The organism is Aquimarina ulvae, from assembly GCF_053613295.3.
Map to the genome: position 1 here is coordinate 147350 of NZ_JBSIBP030000003.1, position 19113 is coordinate 166462.

A 19113-nucleotide genomic window follows, 5' to 3' on the forward strand; every position below is an offset into this window, starting at 1 on the left:
TGGTTGTGTAGGGATATGTGTGCCGTAGCTTGATTTTTATAAGATGTATTGGTAGTCATTTCAATAAGGTTGTGAGTAATTATGTGTTAATTGTTAATAAATTACGGTTAAACTATTTGTTTTATTATTTTTTTGTACATTTAACTGGCTTAACAAACGACCTCTATGATTTTATCCAGAATTATTAAAATCATAATGTACTAAAACAAACACAAATCGTCATTACTTTAAACCTCGTAACCCCGCTAATGAACAATTACAAACTTACGATCATCGGATTATCTATATCTGTGTTCGTGTATTTCTCCGCTATTTTTTTAGAAATCGATCTTTATGAGCGTCTATTACTATTTCTAGCCACGTTAGAGCAGTATGAGTTTGATAAGTTTATCATTCCTTTTTTGATATTCTCTATCTTCCTTGTATTGGATATGCGCAGACGTGTTAAAAAAATCAAATTAGAAAATGCAAAATTGAAGATTTATAAGGCAATGCTTTCTTCTAGTCATCATATCCTTAATAATTTTATCTATCAGATGGATATCTTTAAAATTACCGCAGAAGATACTCCTGGTTTTGATGCAAAGATATTGGCCTTTTATGAAGATATTATTAGCAATACTTCACATCAGATCCATTCGCTCAGTAATCTTTCCAGTATAGATGAATATTCGATACGGACTTCTGTAATGACGGGATAGGTTGTTATCCTATCACACTGCTTAGTTTAAACATAGGTAAATACATAGCAATCAAAATAACTCCTACGATAATCCCAACCATTATAGTTAAAACAGGATTTAAAACGTTTGAAATCAATTGGGATTGATGTTTTACCTGTTGATTATACTGCTCATTAAGCTTTTGAAAGATAAATTCAGTTTGATTAGTTTCTTCAGCTACTCGAATCATAGCGATTAATTTTTTATCAAAAATTGGACTTTTTGCAAATGCTGTACTTAATTTATCTCCTGCAATAACAGCTTGATTAGTTGTGTGCAAACCTTTTTGTAGGGGATAAAAATTAATCATATTTTTCACTAAATTTATACTATCCACCATAGGAACTTTTGCGTAGGTTAATAAAGAAAGAGCCTGCGTAAATTGAGCCATATAGATTCTTCTAAAGTAATTTCCAAGGATAGGTATTTTAAGCTGTAGATTTCCTAAAAACTTGCGATACCATTTCTTTTTAGATACCAAAGTAATTGACACTATTCCTATAACGATACCCCCTAATATAAGCAAGCTGTGATCGGCAGTAAAATTAGAAAAGTTAATAATCGCCTCTGTAATCCAAGGGAGATCCACTTTATTTTGTTTAAAAATATCAACAAACATGGGCACTACATATCGTAGCATAAAAAAGATTACTATTAATGCTGTAAGCAGTACTATAATAGGGTAGGTAAGTGCAGAAATGATTTCTCTTCGTAAATCATTTTTTCTTTTATAAAACTCGCTTAACTCTAATGTAATTTGTGCTAATTCTCCAGTTTGCTCACCGATTTTTACTGCATAATATTCGTAATCAGTAAAATTTTTATCTGCTTTTAGTATTTCGGAAAAAGCGCTACCATCGATGAGTTTAGATAGCATTGAGGTCATTAATTTTTGATCTTTTTCTTTTTTTTGGGTTTCTGACAACAATTCTAAACCACTTTTTAGATCAATTCCGGATTTTAATAAAACACTAATCTCCGCATACCATTGTTCCTTTTTTTTACTGCTAAAGGCACTTCCAAATAAGGTAATTTCTTTCGTGAGAATTTCCGTCATATTAAAAGAGTTGTTCTTTTGTTTTGTGTTATTTGTATTTTCAATTTTAATTCCCATGTTCAGAAATAGATTGTCGGATCATTATGTTTGTAAATAAAAATACGATGTAAGTCAGTCGTTTTATCAAAGGTAAGTTTTATAGCGTCTATATCTCCAGTAGTTACTTCCTCTCCTTCAAAATAATAGATGATGTCCTTGGTTTTTAGTATAAATAAATCGATATCATTGGAGATGCTGTCAGAACTAAATGTATACACTCTTTCTTGAATGGGTGACGAAAACCTTAATATATTTTCATTTGGATTCAGCTGTATTCTAGGGTATCTATTAAAATCTACTGTCAGGGCTACTTCCAGAGATTGTATTTGCGATTTGTATTCATAATTATTTTCAATACTTCTCATATTGTTTTGAACAATTCCTAAAATAGTAAAGGCCAAACCGACTACAATGGCAGAAAGCACGATAACAACCATCATTTCGGTTAAGGTAAAGGCTTTTATTTTATGAGAAGCATTATTCAAGTATACTTAATTGTTTTTCGTAAGTACTATCCCCACTACTATATACTACAATATTTTTATTATTTCTGGTAATAATTTCTATTTCCCAAAGACCAAAATCTTCTGTATATGGTAATGTTAGGTTATCGTGAATTATATGATATTTTAATTCTTTTATTCTGTTTTCTATGGCACTTTGATCCCTTTTTAAATGGTTGGTGAATATGTTATTAAAACTTAAACTAGCGATCATAAACACAATAATAATCAGTACCGAAGCTGTTAGGGTCTCAATTAAAGTAGCAGCACGTATTTTTTTTAATATAACCATTTTGCTATACTCTTTTTTGAGTTTTTAAACGGAAGTCCTGCATACTTACGAATAGGGTTTACAAGAACTTTACCGTTATATAAGTGATTAAGATACACCGACCCTGATTGATGAGCTATGAATTGTTGGGTATATAAAGATCCTTGTACAGTGCCCAAAAACTCAATATTACCTTGGCAATAGACTTCACCAATTATTTTAACGTTGCTTTCTACTTTTAAATGTGTTTTAATTCGGTCTCGGATAGCTGATTTCTTTTGTAAGTAGCTTATAGAACCTTCAATAATTGTATTTTTATCAATACTGAAGTCTGGGATTCTGTTTTGAGAACCATTCGCCTGATTTACTTTTGGAGTACTATTTTTATCTAAAAGTGTAATCGAAGAAGGGTAAGAGAGGTGGCACTGTTTTCCAACTTTAATTTTTTTGGATGCAATTAGTTGAAATCGTCCTTTTGTATAATCCTGAACAATAATGGTTGGGGCAATCAATACAACGTCTGTCAATTGAGAAGCAGCGGTAATTATGATGCTAGATGCTGATTGTATGATCACATTTCCGGATATTTTTTCATCTCCCAGAATAATAGATTTTTGACTATAAATAACCTTCGGAGTGTTATGAAATGAGTTTTTAACTTCCTTTTCAAGTGAAATCATTAGATCTTCTTTGATATACCCTCCTTTTAAAAGGGATTCGAGGTAGGAGTGCCATTGATTATCCAGCTCCGGAATTATTTCTTTACTCTCTATCGTGCGTCCATAATACAAACTGGATCCCTGATAATAAGTGCCTGATATATTACCTGCTTTGATACCTTGTTTTGGAACATAACTAATGCCCTCTAGTCGTGTATTACCTACTACTACCAGTGGAGCATTTTTATTAACTAAATATAGGTTGGGTGTTTTTTGATTTAAAACAGCTCCAGAAAAAGCAACCTTGCTAACTTTTCTTTGTCTTAGGATTACTTCTGAAAATGTTTTTGTCCAAGCTCCGTGATAATCAGTAGTTAATTTTAAAGTTTTTGTATCTAGAACAGTACGAATAGTATCGTTTGATATAGTTGCCGTATCCAGGGATTCGAATATTTGGAGGTTAGCTAATTCCGTAGTTTGGATTAACTCTTTAGATTTAATCCTAAAAAATGACTGTACGTGGGTAAGCAATAAAAAAGCACTCAATATGATTGCAATAATTACAGAAATGAGCAATGCAAACTGCATGGCTTGCGCTTTTATTTTGTAGAATATTTTCAATTCAAAATTTGAAATTGCTTGGTTTCACCTTTGTAACGTAGTTTTATCGAGCCAGAAGAACTTTTGATAAGTTTGATTTCAGAAAATGAATCTTTGATTTTCATCAATTGATCCGATCCGTTGATTTCTACCAAAAATATTACGGTAGCATTGTTTTGATCAGCCACCAAACCTTTATAACGGATAGATGGCCAGACAACCTCTTGTTTTTTTATGATGGGCTTTGTACTTATTTTAAGTATCTTTTTTGGGCGATAGATAGTTCCTAAAAAAGGATCTCGATCTACTTCTCCAATAGTAAATTTTTCTCGCTCTTTGGTTTCTATTGCTGCAAAAGATACCTTTGTAATATCAGAAACAACAGGGTCGTCATCAGAAAATGCATCTACTACCTGAAAAATGATAGCTCCCCAGATAAATACCACGAGTGGTAATAAGATATACAATCCTTTTTTTCCTTTTAACATCCTGCTAATTTATTGTAAAACTGAAGGTATCACTGGCTTCACTTTGATTGGACGCTTCATCAAAAGCTTTGACGAACCAATAATAGGTGTCACTCGCATCTAATGTAATATCTGCAGGAGAAGTCACCTGATCTTTAGTCGCCAGATCTGTTAATTGCTCATTACGGTATACATAAATACTGTCTAACTCTGTAGTACCTTCCAGGGTTTCCCTAGTCCAGGAAAAAGAAACGACGGTATTGGTTACTGTTGTCTGGTTAGCCGGTGCTGTCGCAACTGGTTTTAGAGGGTTCATGGTGTCAACCGTAAGTGTCCTACTAAAATAGAGTGTACTTTGGGTATCATTTTCCGCCCGAACCTGCCACCTGATAATTCCTTCTGGAAACACACCCTGAATAGAATTCGTAGCACTTGTACTTTCATCAATCACCTGATCATTATCATTCAATAATTGTATACGATACGTTATGGCATCCGTTACTGGTTGCCATTGTAACGTAACAGTCGTATTATTTGTAATCAGATTATTTTGTGGAGCTGATAATAGTACCTCTCTGGCAGAAAAATCTTCACTTTCTATCACATTAAAACCTGCAGTCGTGTACGTGGTTTGTGATGCCGAATTCTGAGCACGTACACGCCATTCATACTCGTTTTTTACCAGGCTAACACTAAAATTAGTGTTTGTTACTGTAGTATCTTCTACAATTTGTACTGCGTTCTCAAATGTGGGTTTCGCAATCTGAAGTCGGTATGAGGTAGCCTGATCTACAGCATTCCAACTAAAAGAAACTGATGTGTTTTCTACTTGCGATCCATCAGAAGGAGCAATCAAGATAACTACAGCATCGGTTATGTCTTCTTCAAACAAGATTTCTTCGCAACCTGGAACAATTGCCAACAGTGCTAAACTATATATAAAGTGTTTTTTCATATTTATCTTTTTAGTAATACTTGTTCATTTTCTTTGTTTGCCCAAATAAAACGGAACCAAAATAAAGCACTTTTTAAAGATGTTTTTTAGTTTCACTGAAAACCAGATTTTTCACTAAAATCTTTCCAAGGCTTCATGATTTCTTAAAGTAAAAGAAATCTTACACTGGAAAAAAAAGATTTTTAAAGCGTTGTTTTATAACGATTATCAATTCTTTTAAAGAATACATTGATTACAACTTACTATATTTATTATCACTTAAAATAATTTATTTTTTCTTTCGCTTTTTCAGCATTTTTATAGGTATGTTTTGGGCAATTATCATTTTCATCTACAATGTCAAAAAGCGCTGCTCTTCTTTTATCATTTTCTCCCCAGCAGAAATAAGATAATCGGTATCCAAATATGGTAGTATCTGCAAAATCGATGGTTTTATAGGTTTTACCATCTTTTACCAAAGCTAATCCATATTGTTTGTAGTTTTCGTTTACTAAGAACACTGCTTCTGCTTTTTGTATGTCAGTAATAGTCTGTTGGGACACTGCTATAGAAACAGAAGAGATTATTTCTGCATCCGCTTGTCGTTTTAGATATGCTATAGTTTGTTGATTATATTCTTGCTGAAGTTCTGCAATAATGGTGACCCAATCAATCAATTCAATTTTTAGAAACTCTGGTTTAGTTTCTAAAGAATCTATGTAGACAATTTTTTGATTGTCATTAGTTGAAGCCTCCAGATATGCATTGTAAGTAGTTTTATTAAAACCTGTTGCAGTAATTCCTACCCGGATTCCTTTTTTATAAATCGGTATGGCGGTTACCTGAAAATTGGTAGTACGCATATGATTTTCATGTATCCCGATAACCCCTATTGCTACCGGAGTTGTGGTAGCAGTGTGCATAGCAGATTTGTTCACGGATATACTACGACATCCGGCAAAACAGATAACACTAATTACTACTAAACTATATTTTTTGAATTGCATAAACTATGTTTTGTATCTACCACAAAATGAGCCGCCAAAGATAATAGAAGACAGCTAATTATACTAGTAAGGCGCTGATTATTATGAGTATTATGACCGGTACCTGTGGTTTCTTATTATATAGTGTCAGTTTGGTGTAAAATGTTACCCCTGTTTTGATTAAATTTTTGGTTTGGGTGTTTCGTATTGGATGTTGCACGTCGGATGTGCGAGGCTAGACGTTCAATGTTTTATTATTTTGTTAAAAAATTAACAATCCGTTGTGCTAAAGGGGGCACTTCATAAGTACCCTTTCCCTACCTCCAGAGCACCTAGGGGGCACTTATATAAGTGGGTTTTGAGTATATTTCTACGATTTTTGTTATAGAAATGTTAAATATTTATTTTAAAATTCGTATCAGAATTACTAGAAACTAGACTTTTATTTTGGAAATCAAAGAGAAAATCAGACTATACTATTAAGTGTTATTAATGATGCGATCCATCCTGAAGGCTGAGGCTTTCGAAGTTCGATAAAACATTAACAATATCCTATAAAAACATCAACAAGCTATTTTATAAGATCGTTACTATTTCTAATATGTTTTAGATTTTTAATTCAATTCTGTAGTGAACGAGATTTCAACAAATTTCTTGCTGCCTGAACTGCTTCTTTTTGATAACTACCTTCATTAAGTATAATATTTTCTAGTTCTTCTTGAGATTTACTTTTGAATTTCGACATCAAAGCATTAATCCTTTCATTGTTATTGTTTTCTTTTCCTTGTCGTATAGAAGAACTGGAAGAAGATAAATCAATTAAAGGAAATAATCTTCTTTTTTCAACTATCAGATGACTAGGTATGAATTTCTCAAATTCATCACATAATAAACAAGTCACAACTATTTTTTCTCCGTTTTTTAATCGCACAAGGGCATAGTAGTATTCATCCCAAAAAAATAATCTAACATTGTTATAATAGAGTGGAAAGGATTGATTAAAAACTACTTTGTCAATACTCTCTACTCTAAAGGTGAAAGAATTTAAATTTTCCTTATTGTTGTAATAGTGAATATTATGGTTTTCAATTTTTAAACTAATGTTTCTATTTTTTTTCCTATAGTTAAAAAATAATATCAATAAAGGGAGTAGATAAACTAATATCCCCCATAGCATAGTAACCTGAATACCTCTAAGCGCTACTGACTCAGAACTACCTACTAGAACAAATGATAGTATTCCTAAACTTATTAATATCATTAATATCAAGGGTTTGTATAGAAATACTTTTTTATATGGTAAATTGGAATACTCTTGCATCATCTTTTTAATAATTAACGAAACATACTAAACCCTCTATTTATATTAGGAAAACTAAAGTTAAAATTTAGATTTCCTTGAACTGGACCATCAGGATTAACGAAAACATCATATCCTTTTTCAACCGTTGCTGCTCCTACACCAAATAGTGCTCTCGGTCCAGCACTTTTCTGTGGATTGTTGATAATCCACGGTTCTATTTTTTTAAACTAAAGCAATAGAAGTTTTGCACAGTAACATAGCACTATGCAGCGATTATATCTTAAAACTTTGTTATTCTTCTATTTTGGGGTAGCAAGAAGAAGAGCGCGAGTATAGTGGTTTAAGGCAAAACCGTAAAGGGAATTTTACTATTGTTAATAAATGCTTAAAAATGTTAAGAAGTAATCTTTCGATACTCCACGTAATACCAATATTGCTCATATAATTTTTAATTTAGCTACTGTTAATTTTATCTCTTTTTTCTTTATTATATAAGTAAGTGTCATTATGTCTGATTATGTTACCATAGAAATTTGATTTTTTCCATTTTTTTCTGATTTGGTGTTGGATTTCAGAGGCTGGATGTCGAAATTCAGAGGTGGTCTGTAAGAGGTTGAGTTTAAATATTAAAAAATCAGCTATTTAAAATTAGATGTAAGTGGCTGAATGTCGTAAGTCAGATGTTGGAAGTGTAAGAAACCAACTTACGGCTGAAGAGTTGGGATTTCACTATTTAGCGCTTTATAAGCTTGGTGATAGTCAAAGTTATTGCTTGTAACTCTTAATGAATTCTCTGTAATAAAAGACTACATTGCAAAAAACTCTTTCCTGTTCTAAAATTCTTTTTCTTTTCGAAATTAACGTGGATCACATTACCAAAACTGTATTTTTGTTCCAATGCATACACTACCTGAATTAATGACTTGTAATCTCCCTGTAAAGTAAAGTTATAAGTGGTTGTGGTTTCTTTTGATGTCTCGTCGTAATAGGTATGAGGTTCTTCAAAAGTGATGATCTTGTATTTTGAATCTCCAGACAAGGTGTTGAGTACTTTTAGTATACTATTTTGCAGCGAGTTTCCTTCTACATTATTTTTTTTCAGGATTTCATCCAGTTGCCGTTCCTTGTTGGTTAATGCAGCCAGTTGAGCGGGAGCAGATTGATATGCTTCTTTTTGACTTTGTAGGGCAACCATTTTGTTGTGTATCGCAAAAGTTTTGGCAAAACCAAACTGATACGCCACATACAAAACCAGTAATAAGCTTATAACTAATAGTATGTTTTTATTTCTCTGTGTCATTAATTAAAAGTATTGCCAGTTCGAATGCAGATGTGTTTTTTTGATCCCATCCATAATTAATCGTGGTAGTCTGTACAAAAGATACATCTTCAATCGTATCTACCCAGGCAGTAAAAGCAGCCTTATCTGATGAGTTTCCTGTAATTAGTAATGTATTCTTTTTTATCATAATTGGTTTATCATCTCGTATTGTTTTACCAATCGGTTGATATGAAAATGATTTGAGAATAACTGTGGACGGAAGAGATTGTATAATTTGATCAATATAATAAGAACTCTTGGAGAAACCAGTGGTTAGTATGCTGGTCACAATGGCCTCTTTAGTATGTACTGTAGATTTACGCTTTTTGATATGCTCTTTTTGTATAGCATAAATTTGTTCTTCTTCCTGAAGCCCTTGCCAGGTTTTATAGGAGCTGTTAAAAACGAAAAAATTAATCAATAAAGAAATTAATAAAAAGCTAATTCCGTATTGCAAGGTATTTTTGAAAAATAGAGATTCTTTATATACGTTAAAGAGTTCTATGTTTTTTTCTTCAGTATTACCAGAAATAGCCGATTGACCGGAGATCGTATCCAGAATGCATGAAAAAGGTAACGTATGCGTGCTGGAAATAGTCGTTGTACCAATTTTATAATCTTCTTTTACATCTTGATGTGGCTGAATAGAGAGAATCTTTTCTTGATCGTTTTTGATAACTGCAGTATACGTGATTAATTCTGTATTCGATAAATACGATAACAAAGACGAGGTTGTAAGGTTACCCAAATCAATTTTAGTGATTAGTATATTTACCTTTTTATACGCATCTACTAAGCTGTGAATATACTGTTTTCTACAAAGCGCAACGAACGATTTCGTATCTGTTTTTAAGATTTGATAATAAAAATCATCAAGGTCAACATTTGGATAAGCATCCGCAAGAATTTCCTGATCCGTACCTGTAGTATGTACTTCTTTACTAAGAATCTTACTATCAGTAATCACTAAATTTGCTCTTATAGAAGATTTACAATATTCTGAGATATTACCAATGTCATCAACTACAAAATCTTGAATGATATCTAATTCGTCATTATTTTGTTGTACTTCAATTCCAAGAATTACAAGATTATTTTCTTGCTCGGAGTGTTCAAAAGCAAAACTTTTCTTTTTTAATAGCTTATATTTTGAAAATGGTGCTCCCATTAATAGAATACTGTAGGTTTTATAATTACATTCAATTTTTTCCTGGAGTCTTCTCTTCTTCTTTTACTAAAAAGCCATTTTAAGATCGGTATACGGGATAATAATGGAACTCCTGATCCGGAATCATTTTTTACTTTTTCTTCGATACCTCCTAAGATGGCAACGTCATTTGCCTGCATTCGCATTATTGAAGAAAACCTTCTGCTGTTAATATCTGGTGGTGCATCTTCTGCAATGCGTTCCCCACTAAAATTAGATTGTATAACTTGTATGTTTAAAGTGATCTGACCATCTCCAGAGACAAAAGGTTTAAATTCCAATGCTAATTCTGCATCGATAGGTTGATAATTTACAATCTCTGATGTTTGTGGGTTTTGTGATCCAAAAATATTCTGACTGGTTATAGCATAATACGTAGTCTGCCCACTTGATAAATATGCTTTATGACCATTGAGCGTGCTTAGTTTTGGAGTGGATAATATTTTTACATTTCCATTAGACTCCATGGCTTTAATATCCATATAAAAATTAGGAACTACGTTACCAAGGTTCAGTGATCCAAATCCATCAAATCCACCTATAATTCTATTGATTGTTTGTGCGCCCAAAGTAATATTTGCATTTGGGTATGTAACTCCTTCTGTTGTAGAAGGTTCTTTGCCGATACCAAATTCCAAGCCAGCTTCTACCGTAGCACTTTTGCTTACCTCCAAAATCATAACCTCTATAAGAATGAGTGGAACAGGTTTGTCAATATAAGTTACAAACTTTTTAAACTTTTCTACCCGGGTTCCGGATCCACTAACGATAAAGCTGTTCAGTTCTGTATCTATTTTAATATCTAATCCCTGGATTACAGATGCAGGAAAAATATCAGAAATAGACCCAGCTTGTGTATTTCCAGACCTATTAGATGAAGCATTTCTTGAAACACCTGTATTGAGTCCTCTTTGATTTGTGGTATTTCCTCCATTTTGATTAAAATTAGAATTTCCTTGGTTACCAAAAAAGTTAGTCCCTCCCGTAACAAAACTATTATTTCCAAAACTATTTCCTCCTAATCCTCCTGCCGGATTCGCATCACCCAGCATTGCGATAGAACGATGCATCATTTGTACAATTTCTACTTTCTTAATGGTTAATTGATTTTCTGTACCAAAATAATAAACATTACCTTCTTTTTTGAAAGTAAAATTGGTTGATGTTGCAGTTGCGGCATTGTTTTGAAAGCCTCTCTGTTGACTCGGGTTGTTATTATTTCTGCTGTTCTGGTTGTTTGTTGTTGAATTTGGTGCTACGGCGTTGGATTTACTTTCAAAAATCTTAACAAGTAAATCATCAAAACTTATCGCTTCTGCTTTTACGGTTACCGTACCGGCATTCTCTAAGGGAGAAGCTGTAAAAATATTAAGGTTTAGATCTTCTGATACATCTTGAATAAGTGTCGCTACATCAGCATTCTTTAAATCAACTGATAAAACGCTATGCAGCGTATCTACTACCTTGTAATTAGAATTTCTTCTACTTCTTCTGTAGTTCGAACCAGTATGGTTAGAACCATCATTTAAACCTGGGATACTTTCAAATTCGTAGAATCCGTCTCTTGTTTTATTATAGTTTAAATTATTTGTTTCTGCTAGTTTTTGTAAAGCAACTTCTATAGGTACATTACGTAAATATAGTGTTACGTTTTTTGAATTTAATTCTGGAGTGTAAAGCAGGTTTTTTCCAGAAACTTCAGTGATTTTTCTAAATACTTTAGGTAAAGGGTCATTTCTGAGGTCTGTAGATAAAGTTCCAGCTACCAGATCATAATTGATAATCAGTTCTTTTTCTTTTGGAATTTGAACAGGAGGTATGTACTTCTTTATTGATAATATATTGCCGGTAAATTCGATATCTAATTGATATTCTTTCGCTAAAAATAACAGAAGATCCTGCACATTAACATCATTAAAACCATTTACGATCGTAATCGTGTTGAGTTCATCAGAAAGATTGATATTCATGTTATGAACCTGTGAAACTGCTCTTAAAAAATTGAGTAACGTAGTATTAGAAATATTCACATTTACTTTTTCTCCCAGACCTGGTACTTCTAAACTGAGTAGCCGCAGTTTATTCTCTAATGTAGCAATTCTGGTGTTACTTTCTGATTGCGTTTGAAACGTATCCTGAGCGTAGGAGAAGGTTCCAAGATTTAAAATAAGATATATTAAAAAGATATTCTTTTTCATAGCATTAGTTGTTTGCCAATAATGCATAAACTTCTTCTGCAGAAGTTACACCTTCTTTTACAAGGCGTATCGCATTTTTTTGGAGCGTATCGATATTTTGGGTCGCAATGTAGTCATCAATTTGTAGGTTGTTATGACGTATTGCAGTTTCTAATTCTTTAGTAATAGGTAACAATTCATAAATTGCCTTTCTACCTAGGTATCCTGTTTGATAACAATGATTGCAACCGGTTGGGATATAGAGCCTTATTATATTTTCTGGAATATCAAATCCCAAAGGAAAATCTTTTGCTTCAACTATTTTTTCTTTCTTGCAATGAATACACAATTTCCTTACCAATCTTTGCGCAATGCTCATTGTTAGGGTGCTGGCTAATAAGAAAGAGGGAACTTTCATGTCAATTAATCTGGAAATAGTTGCCCAAGCTGAATTAGTATGTATGGTAGATAATACCAAATGCCCGGTTAAAGCAGCCTTAATTGCCATATTAGCTGTTTTATCATCCCTAATCTCACCAACCATGATGATGTCTGGGTCTTGACGTAAAAAAGCACGAAGAGCCGCAGGAAAATCAAATTCGATATCTTCCCTTAATTGTACTTGATTAACTCCTTCTAAGGTGTACTCTATAGGATCTTCTATAGTTAATATATTAGAAGTTTCTTTATTTAATTCTTTTAAAGTAGCATATAATGTTGTTGTCTTTCCAGAACCTGTTGGGCCAGAAATAAGAATAATTCCCTGTGGTTTTTTTGTAGCTTCTCTATACAGATTAAGCTCTTTATTGGTAAAACCAAGATCGTGGAGTTGCACATCCTGTGTGTCACGGTTTAACAGACGTAAAACGATTTTTTCTCCATAGAGGGTTGGCATTGTAGAAACCCTGATGTCAAATTCTTCAGTGCCATTTTTAAATGTAATACGCCCGTCTTGTGCCAGTCTTTTTTGAGAAATATCCAATCCTGATCGTATCTTAATTTGATTGATGAGTTGAGGGTATTCTTTATTACTAATTGTGTATTGTTCTTTCAGTTTTCCGTCCAATCGTAATCGTACCCTGCAAAACTTTTCGTACGGTTCCATATGAATGTCACTACTTCCAAAATCCTTGGCTGTCGTGATTAACTTCTGTAAAAAATTATCTTCATAATGTAATTTACTATTGGAAGCAGCGGTAGTTTTCCGATAGTTTAATGTAAGATAAGATTGTAAGTTTTCCTTTGTTTCAGGAATGAGAACAACCGTTTGATTAAGAATAATAGAAAGCTCTTTTTGCAGCATTGAAGGGTTTTCTGAATCAGTTTTAAAACTTACAATGTCATTCTGTTTAGAAAATGGAATTATTCTATAATGAAAAGCTTGATTGGGAGTAATCAATTGTTTTATATGAACCGGTATTTCAAAGGAATTTATTTTCATTAGAGTGCATATAGGTTAATTGATGTATAGATCCAACTACCGGTGTAAATTAATATCAAAAAAACTGACATATATCCAGCTAGCGGTATTGTCTTATGCTTAGAATACTTTTTTTGAATCAACCATAGTATAAAAGAGAATAGTATGGAGAATACAAATAGAATTGTAAAGTTTACTGTAGGAAAAGCTACAGCAAAGACTAAAAAAAATAGCACATCACCGAGTCCAAATACCTCTTTGAAAAATGGTCTTCTAATCCTGATTGTAGCGTAAATATAAAGTATAACCAGTATGGAGGTTACTAATGCTATATTTATTAAAATTGCATTTTTGAAATGAATCAGTAAGACGGTATCATAATGAAGAAACCCAGACAAGATTAGTAGACTTAAAAACAAAAACCAATAAACTTCGCGATGAAGTAAGTCTTGCCCAGCGATATAACCAAGGTTAAAAAGTATGAGTCCTTTCAAAATAAGCATTAATCTTTAGTGATTTGTTTAGGACTTCCGCTTTGGTCAATTTCCCATACGTTAAAAACCCCATCTCCATCAAAATCAATTACAGCAGTTGCTCTTGCCTTGAAGTTTGAAATGGAAGCTTCAATAATTTCATAACTATAGTTCGCTGTACCACCGCTTTTGACGGTAACCGGAGATTCATAATTTATTTCATTAAAGTCCAAGGAGTATTTAGAGTTAAGATATCTATATTGGGTTTGCATATTACTAATAGTCTTTAGTTGTATTTTAGCCTCCTGTGCCTTTGTTTGTGCAATAAGAGGCAAAAAATTAGGTAGTGCTATCAATAATAATATTCCTATAATTGCCAAAACCAAAAGCATTTCCTGAAGATTGAATGCTCTGATTTTGTGTATGTTGTATTTCATGTTACGTAGGCGTTAACTAGTCTTCTGTTTTTAGGTTTGCAAAAATATACTTTTTTTGATTTACTTAGCTGCCTGATATTCATAATATTGATAATTTATAAACACCCGACGTATATACTAGTGTCATGAAAGCAGATTTTGTTACCATGTACATTTGAAAAATTATTGTTCTTTTAAGTAGTACCTAATCGATTATAACAATAAAATGTAAGGAGAAGATGATTGATTCTCTGATTATATAGCGTGAAACGTACTATACCGGCACTAGTTATAGTGGTTATTTTGTAAAATATAATAAAGGTTTGACAGCGATGTAGGGTTTCTCATAAGAAGAAAAATAAATATATAGCAGGAATATTTTAAACAGAATGTTTATGCTGGATAGCTACGTTGAAAAGATTTATATATTTGGTTTTTACTAAGTTATGTACTTTTCCGAAAGTAGAGACACTACCATTATTAAAGTATTTTTTCTTAAAAATTCTAAATACTTAAAGTAGTTTTAATAAATAAAGGAGCCAAACTTTCGGTAAGACTCCTTTAGACACACAATAATATTTCTTTTAATTAAACTGACATACTTTGTATGACGAAAAAGGAGAATATCGGCATGAAACATCTCCAGGTCCTAAAAAAGGAGAAAGATTCCAACAGTCTGCATTGGTATTACAACGTGTTCCGGCGATATTTCCTCCATTGATTTCTTTTTGTTGTGCTCTCGTTAGAGATGCTCCTAAATCTTTGATTTTTTTGATCATAATGTAAATTTTACGTATTAGATTTCCCTAATATAAATTTGTAATCATTACGAAAATGACTGTTGTGGAGTTTCGACAGAATTATGTGGATAAACGGTTGTTTTTTATTAAAAACTGAGTTTGGATTTGTTCCTTTAAAGATAATCAACAGGTTTTTTCGAAAAAACTAAAAACAGATCCTCCATATTTACGGGAATTCTTAAAATTGATTACATCATCTAATGTAGTATGTTTGGAATGTTCGATGATTAAAACACCATCTTCATTAAGCAAGTCATGTTCAAATACCAAATTGGCTATTTTTGCAAACTGCTCATTTGTGAAATCATATGGTGGGTCAGCAAAGATAATATCTGATTTTTTCTTTACTTTTTCCAGATAACTGTATACATCACTTTTAATAGTGTCTATAGTAAAATCAAGTTCTTTAGCAATACTTTTAATATAGCCTACGCATCCATAATGTGTATCTACTGCAGTAATATTTTCAGAACCTCGAGAAGCAAATTCATAACTTATGTTTCCGGTTCCGGCAAAAAGATCGAGTAATGTGACTTGAGAAAATATATAGTGATGGTTAAGAATGTTAAATAACCCTTCTTTGGCCATATCTGTGGTAGGTCTGACCGGTAGTTTTTTAGGCGCCTGTAAACGCTTTCCTTTATATTTTCCTGAGATAATACGCATATTAAAAGTTACTTAATAAAACAAAATGCTGATGATCCTCCATAGGAGGTAGATCATCAGAGATGTTGAGGTTGCTATTTCTTTCTCCAAAACGTACATTACGAATATAAGTATGAGCAATAGTGCAAGTAGTACTATCTTTAGAGATATCCCCTAAAAAAATTAATTGAAATTCTTCTGGGTTCAATCGTAATTGTTCTGCAGCAAACATCACATAATACAAAAAATCTTCATGCGTTTCATATACATAAGAATTACCCAATAATAACTTTCCTTTTCGAGTTATTACCAAATCAAAGGATCTGGCACTCATATGGGCAAATACGCTGATAATTTCACTGTTTTTTTCCTTTGTTAGAATACTATCGATAAGTATGGTTGTGGCATGTTTATAAGTAAAAGTACCAAAGGTTTCAAAAAAGAAATTATTAATATTAGCATACGGAATATAAACAATTACTATTTCGTGTTGATCTAATTCATCATAAGCTATGAAATCATTTTCTAATACTTTGATAGTGTATTTCAAATAATCTTTTAGAGATTCACTGTCAAATAAAACTTTGGGGACACAGGTGTATAAATCGTTTTGATAAATTACTTCTACCGTATCAAAATCATATTGAAGATTCGGGTTGTTATCAAAAGTGTATTTGATTTTTTCCAGAACCTGTTCTGGAGATAAATAGACTCCAAAATTATCCTGTTCTAAGGCAGTTATTTCACCATCAGTATTTACCGTGCAAAAAGAAAGTCCATTCAGGCTTACCTGAATGGACAATGTATTTTTTGTAATACCTGAATTATTACTCTTGTTTTGTATTTGAATCATACGTTTTAGGCCAGTTACCAGTGGTGTTAACTTCTTGCATAGAACCTACGGACAAAAATGGTCCATCTACACCCTCTACAGAAACCACTTGCTTTTCCTGATATAATAAATCCTTATCCAGATCGTGTAATAACACATCTTTAGAAACTTTAGCTTCAAAAACACTGATTCTGATTCCGTTTTTATCAATAAAACCAGCATCCAGATCAAATTTAGCATCGACTCCTTCTATTGGAACATTCATCATTGTTTTATAACGATCGCTTCCTCCAAATAAAGAATCTTTAATTGACGCATAACCAAGCGTATCTACTACAACAGTATCTCTCGGCTCATCAATTTTCAATATTTTATTAAATCTGATAAAACTAGAATCTCTACGTTGAACAAGTGTAAATTTAGCAGTATCTATAAAAGCAATTAATTTAGCAGGATCTTTTTCAAATCTCCCGACTACTGTATTATGCGCTAGCTCTGCTTGTCGAATATCTCTTAGGTTTTCAATGGCTTTTTCATAACGAACTTTTTTAATCTTGTTAAATCGTACAGGACCCATTACTGAATTGTATACCATGTAACCCAAGGCTGCGATAATTACCCATAGAACTAGTTGAAGAACAATTTTCATTTTATAATTTAGCTTTTAGACATTAGTGTATACGCAAATCTACAATTTTTTTTTAATCGTAAAAGTTTATAGCCAAAAAATCATTACTATCTTTGATTTATTAACAGATTAACGCAGTAAAGGAATACAATTTTTCATGAGAGAAACAGAGTTTTATCAATTGCTTAGAGATGATTTTCCTTTTGAACCTACACTAAAACAGGATATTGTACTTCAGAAACTTGCAAATTTTATCTTATCCGATACCAGAAACAGTCTTTTTTTGCTTAAAGGGTATGCAGGAACAGGAAAAACAACTTTAATAGGCACTTTGGTCAAAAACCTATGGAAGGCCAAGCTTCATTCAGTATTATTAGCTCCTACGGGTCGTGCAGCCAAAGTAATTAGTAACTATTCTGGTAGACCAGCACAGACGATACATCGAAATATTTACTATCCAAAAAAAAATAGTAGTGGAGGACTGGCTTTTCAATTAAAACAAAATAAAAGCAGAAATACAATTTTCATTGTTGATGAGGCTTCTATGATACCGGATACGCCAAGTGAAAGTAAATTGTTTGAGAATGGTTCTTTGCTAGATGATCTAATGATGTATGTATACTCTGGTCATAATTGCAAAATACTGTTTATAGGGGATACAGCGCAGCTACCACCTGTGAAATTAGAGGTAAGCCCCGCGTTGGATTCGGATACATTGTCCTTAAATTTTGATAAAGAGGTAACTCAGATAGAATTAGATGAAGTAGTAAGACAAGCCGTGGATAGTGGAATTTTAATGAATGCAACCTCCTTAAGAGAATTATTGAACGATGGGTTTTATGAATCTTTCCAATTTAATATTTTAGGATATCCAGATATCATTCGGTTAATTGATGGACACGATATTATGGATGCATTAAACGATTCGTATGCTAGTAAAGGTCATGAAGAATCTGTAATTATACTGAGATCTAACAAAAGGGCCAATATTTATAATCAACAGATTCGATCCAGAATACTTTTTCAGGAGGATGAGCTTTCTGCCGGAGATTATTTAATGGTTGTAAAGAACAACTATTTCTGGTTAGATACTAAAAGCGAAGCTGGATTTATTGCCAATGGAGATATTATTAAAATCCTCGAAATTTATGCTATAAAAGAGCTCTATGGATTTCGATTCGCCGAGGTTAAAATATCCATGGTAGATTATCCTGATCAAAAATCTTTAGAAACGGTTTTAATTCTAGACACCTTAACTTCTGAGAGTCCTTCTTTATCCTATGAAGAGTCTAATAAACTGTATCAGGAAGTGTTGAAAGATTTTGAAGATGAAACATCAAAATATAAGAAATTTATGGGAGTGAAAAACAATAAGTTTTTCAATGGATTACAAGTAAAATTCTCGTATGCAATTACGTGTCATAAATCGCAAGGTGGACAATGGGATACTGTGTTCATAGAACAACCTTATTTACCCGAAGGTATGAATAAGGATTATTTACGTTGGCTGTATACCGCAGTGACGAGAGCCAAAGAAAAATTGTATCTTATAGGATTTAAAGACGATTCCTTTACCGAAAATTGATAAAAGAAGCTTTTTAGTTTTTTTCATTATAACTAAGAATAAGATAATAGTGGTAAAGTGAAAGCGTG

Annotated in this window: 20 protein-coding genes; 3 read left to right on the forward strand and 17 right to left on the reverse strand. The window is 32.6% G+C overall.

The genetic code is table 11. The features are described from left to right. Positions 1-248 precede the first annotated feature (248 nt). Positions 249-701 carry a hypothetical protein gene (locus ACWGOQ_RS07520; protein ID WP_452057337.1) on the forward strand — a complete coding sequence of 151 codons (453 nt, stop codon included), beginning with the start codon at positions 249-251 and terminating at the stop codon, positions 699-701. Positions 702-705: 4 nt separating this feature from the next. On the opposite strand, the gene ACWGOQ_RS07525 is transcribed toward ACWGOQ_RS07520, so the two are convergent. The 12 genes from ACWGOQ_RS07525 to ACWGOQ_RS07580 form a co-directional block, all read right to left on the reverse strand. Continuing rightward, positions 706-1836 carry a type II secretion system F family protein gene (locus ACWGOQ_RS07525; protein WP_452057338.1) on the reverse strand — a complete coding sequence of 377 codons (1131 nt, stop codon included), beginning with the start codon at positions 1834-1836 and terminating at the stop codon, positions 706-708. Between the two features lie 2 nt (positions 1837-1838). Then, positions 1839-2303: a PulJ/GspJ family protein gene (locus tag ACWGOQ_RS07530; protein ID WP_452057339.1), complete on the reverse strand. Its 465-nt coding sequence runs from the start codon at positions 2301-2303 to the stop codon at positions 1839-1841. Then, positions 2296-2613: a hypothetical protein gene (locus ACWGOQ_RS07535; RefSeq protein WP_452057340.1), complete on the reverse strand. Its 318-nt coding sequence runs from the start codon at positions 2611-2613 to the stop codon at positions 2296-2298. The genes ACWGOQ_RS07530 and ACWGOQ_RS07535 overlap by 8 nt, the downstream gene beginning before the upstream one ends. Further along, positions 2601-3872: a hypothetical protein gene (locus tag ACWGOQ_RS07540; protein ID WP_452057341.1), complete on the reverse strand. Its 1272-nt coding sequence runs from the start codon at positions 3870-3872 to the stop codon at positions 2601-2603. The genes ACWGOQ_RS07535 and ACWGOQ_RS07540 overlap by 13 nt, the downstream gene beginning before the upstream one ends. Next, on the reverse strand, positions 3869-4339 hold the full coding sequence (locus ACWGOQ_RS07545) for a hypothetical protein (protein WP_452057342.1): 471 nt from the start codon (positions 4337-4339) through the stop codon (positions 3869-3871). The genes ACWGOQ_RS07540 and ACWGOQ_RS07545 overlap by 4 nt, the downstream gene beginning before the upstream one ends. A gap of 4 nt (positions 4340-4343) precedes the next feature. Then, positions 4344-5273, reverse strand: a complete 930-nt coding sequence (locus tag ACWGOQ_RS07550) for a fibronectin type III domain-containing protein (RefSeq protein ID WP_452057343.1) — start codon at positions 5271-5273, stop codon at positions 4344-4346. Positions 5274-5527: 254 nt separating this feature from the next. Beyond that, positions 5528-6259, reverse strand: a complete 732-nt coding sequence (locus ACWGOQ_RS07555; protein ID WP_452057344.1) for a hypothetical protein — start codon at positions 6257-6259, stop codon at positions 5528-5530. A 598-nt stretch (positions 6260-6857) separates the two neighbouring features. After that, a complete protein-coding gene (locus ACWGOQ_RS07560; protein ID WP_518515940.1) occupies positions 6858-7562 on the reverse strand; it encodes a PH domain-containing protein in 705 nt (234 codons plus the stop codon). Between the two features lie 760 nt (positions 7563-8322). Next, complete coding sequence (locus ACWGOQ_RS07565) at positions 8323-8841, reverse strand: hypothetical protein (protein WP_452057346.1); 519 nt, start codon at positions 8839-8841, stop codon at positions 8323-8325. After that, on the reverse strand, positions 8825-10030 hold the full coding sequence (locus tag ACWGOQ_RS07570) for a hypothetical protein (RefSeq protein WP_452057347.1): 1206 nt from the start codon (positions 10028-10030) through the stop codon (positions 8825-8827). Before ACWGOQ_RS07570 ends, ACWGOQ_RS07565 begins: the two co-directional genes overlap by 17 nt. Next, a complete protein-coding gene (locus ACWGOQ_RS07575) occupies positions 10030-12267 on the reverse strand; it encodes a type II secretion system protein GspD (RefSeq protein WP_452057348.1) in 2238 nt (745 codons plus the stop codon). Before ACWGOQ_RS07575 ends, ACWGOQ_RS07570 begins: the two co-directional genes overlap by 1 nt. A 4-nt stretch (positions 12268-12271) precedes the next feature. Next, entirely contained in the window at positions 12272-13687 is a 1416-nt protein-coding gene (locus ACWGOQ_RS07580; RefSeq protein WP_452057349.1) for a GspE/PulE family protein, read from the reverse strand. A gap of 144 nt (positions 13688-13831) precedes the next feature. Between ACWGOQ_RS07580 and ACWGOQ_RS07585 the strand changes: the two genes are divergently transcribed. After that, positions 13832-13960, forward strand: a complete 129-nt coding sequence (locus ACWGOQ_RS07585) for a hypothetical protein (RefSeq protein WP_452057350.1) — start codon at positions 13832-13834, stop codon at positions 13958-13960. 208 nt (positions 13961-14168) lie between these two features. Here the strand turns inward: ACWGOQ_RS07585 and ACWGOQ_RS07590 are convergent, their stop codons facing one another. The 5 genes from ACWGOQ_RS07590 to ACWGOQ_RS07610 form a co-directional block, all read right to left on the reverse strand. Next, positions 14169-14576 (reverse strand): prepilin-type N-terminal cleavage/methylation domain-containing protein, encoded by a 408-nt coding sequence (locus ACWGOQ_RS07590; RefSeq protein WP_452057351.1) that lies wholly within the window; start codon positions 14574-14576, stop codon positions 14169-14171. Positions 14577-15139: 563 nt separating this feature from the next. Continuing rightward, positions 15140-15334 carry a hypothetical protein gene (locus tag ACWGOQ_RS07595; RefSeq protein WP_452057352.1) on the reverse strand — a complete coding sequence of 65 codons (195 nt, stop codon included), beginning with the start codon at positions 15332-15334 and terminating at the stop codon, positions 15140-15142. A gap of 144 nt (positions 15335-15478) precedes the next feature. Further along, positions 15479-16021, reverse strand: coding sequence for an RsmD family RNA methyltransferase (locus ACWGOQ_RS07600; RefSeq protein WP_452057353.1), 543 nt, complete (start codon positions 16019-16021; stop codon positions 15479-15481). Between the two features lies 1 nt (position 16022). After that, a complete protein-coding gene (locus ACWGOQ_RS07605; protein WP_452057354.1) occupies positions 16023-16853 on the reverse strand; it encodes a DUF3822 family protein in 831 nt (276 codons plus the stop codon). Then, entirely contained in the window at positions 16828-17481 is a 654-nt protein-coding gene (locus tag ACWGOQ_RS07610; RefSeq protein WP_452057355.1) for a hypothetical protein, read from the reverse strand. Before ACWGOQ_RS07610 ends, ACWGOQ_RS07605 begins: the two co-directional genes overlap by 26 nt. 136 nt (positions 17482-17617) lie before the next feature. Here ACWGOQ_RS07610 and ACWGOQ_RS07615 point away from each other — a divergent pair, with 136 nt between their 5' ends. Next, entirely contained in the window at positions 17618-19045 is a 1428-nt protein-coding gene (locus ACWGOQ_RS07615) for an ATP-dependent DNA helicase (RefSeq protein ID WP_452057356.1), read from the forward strand. Positions 19046-19113: the final 68 nt, after the last annotated feature.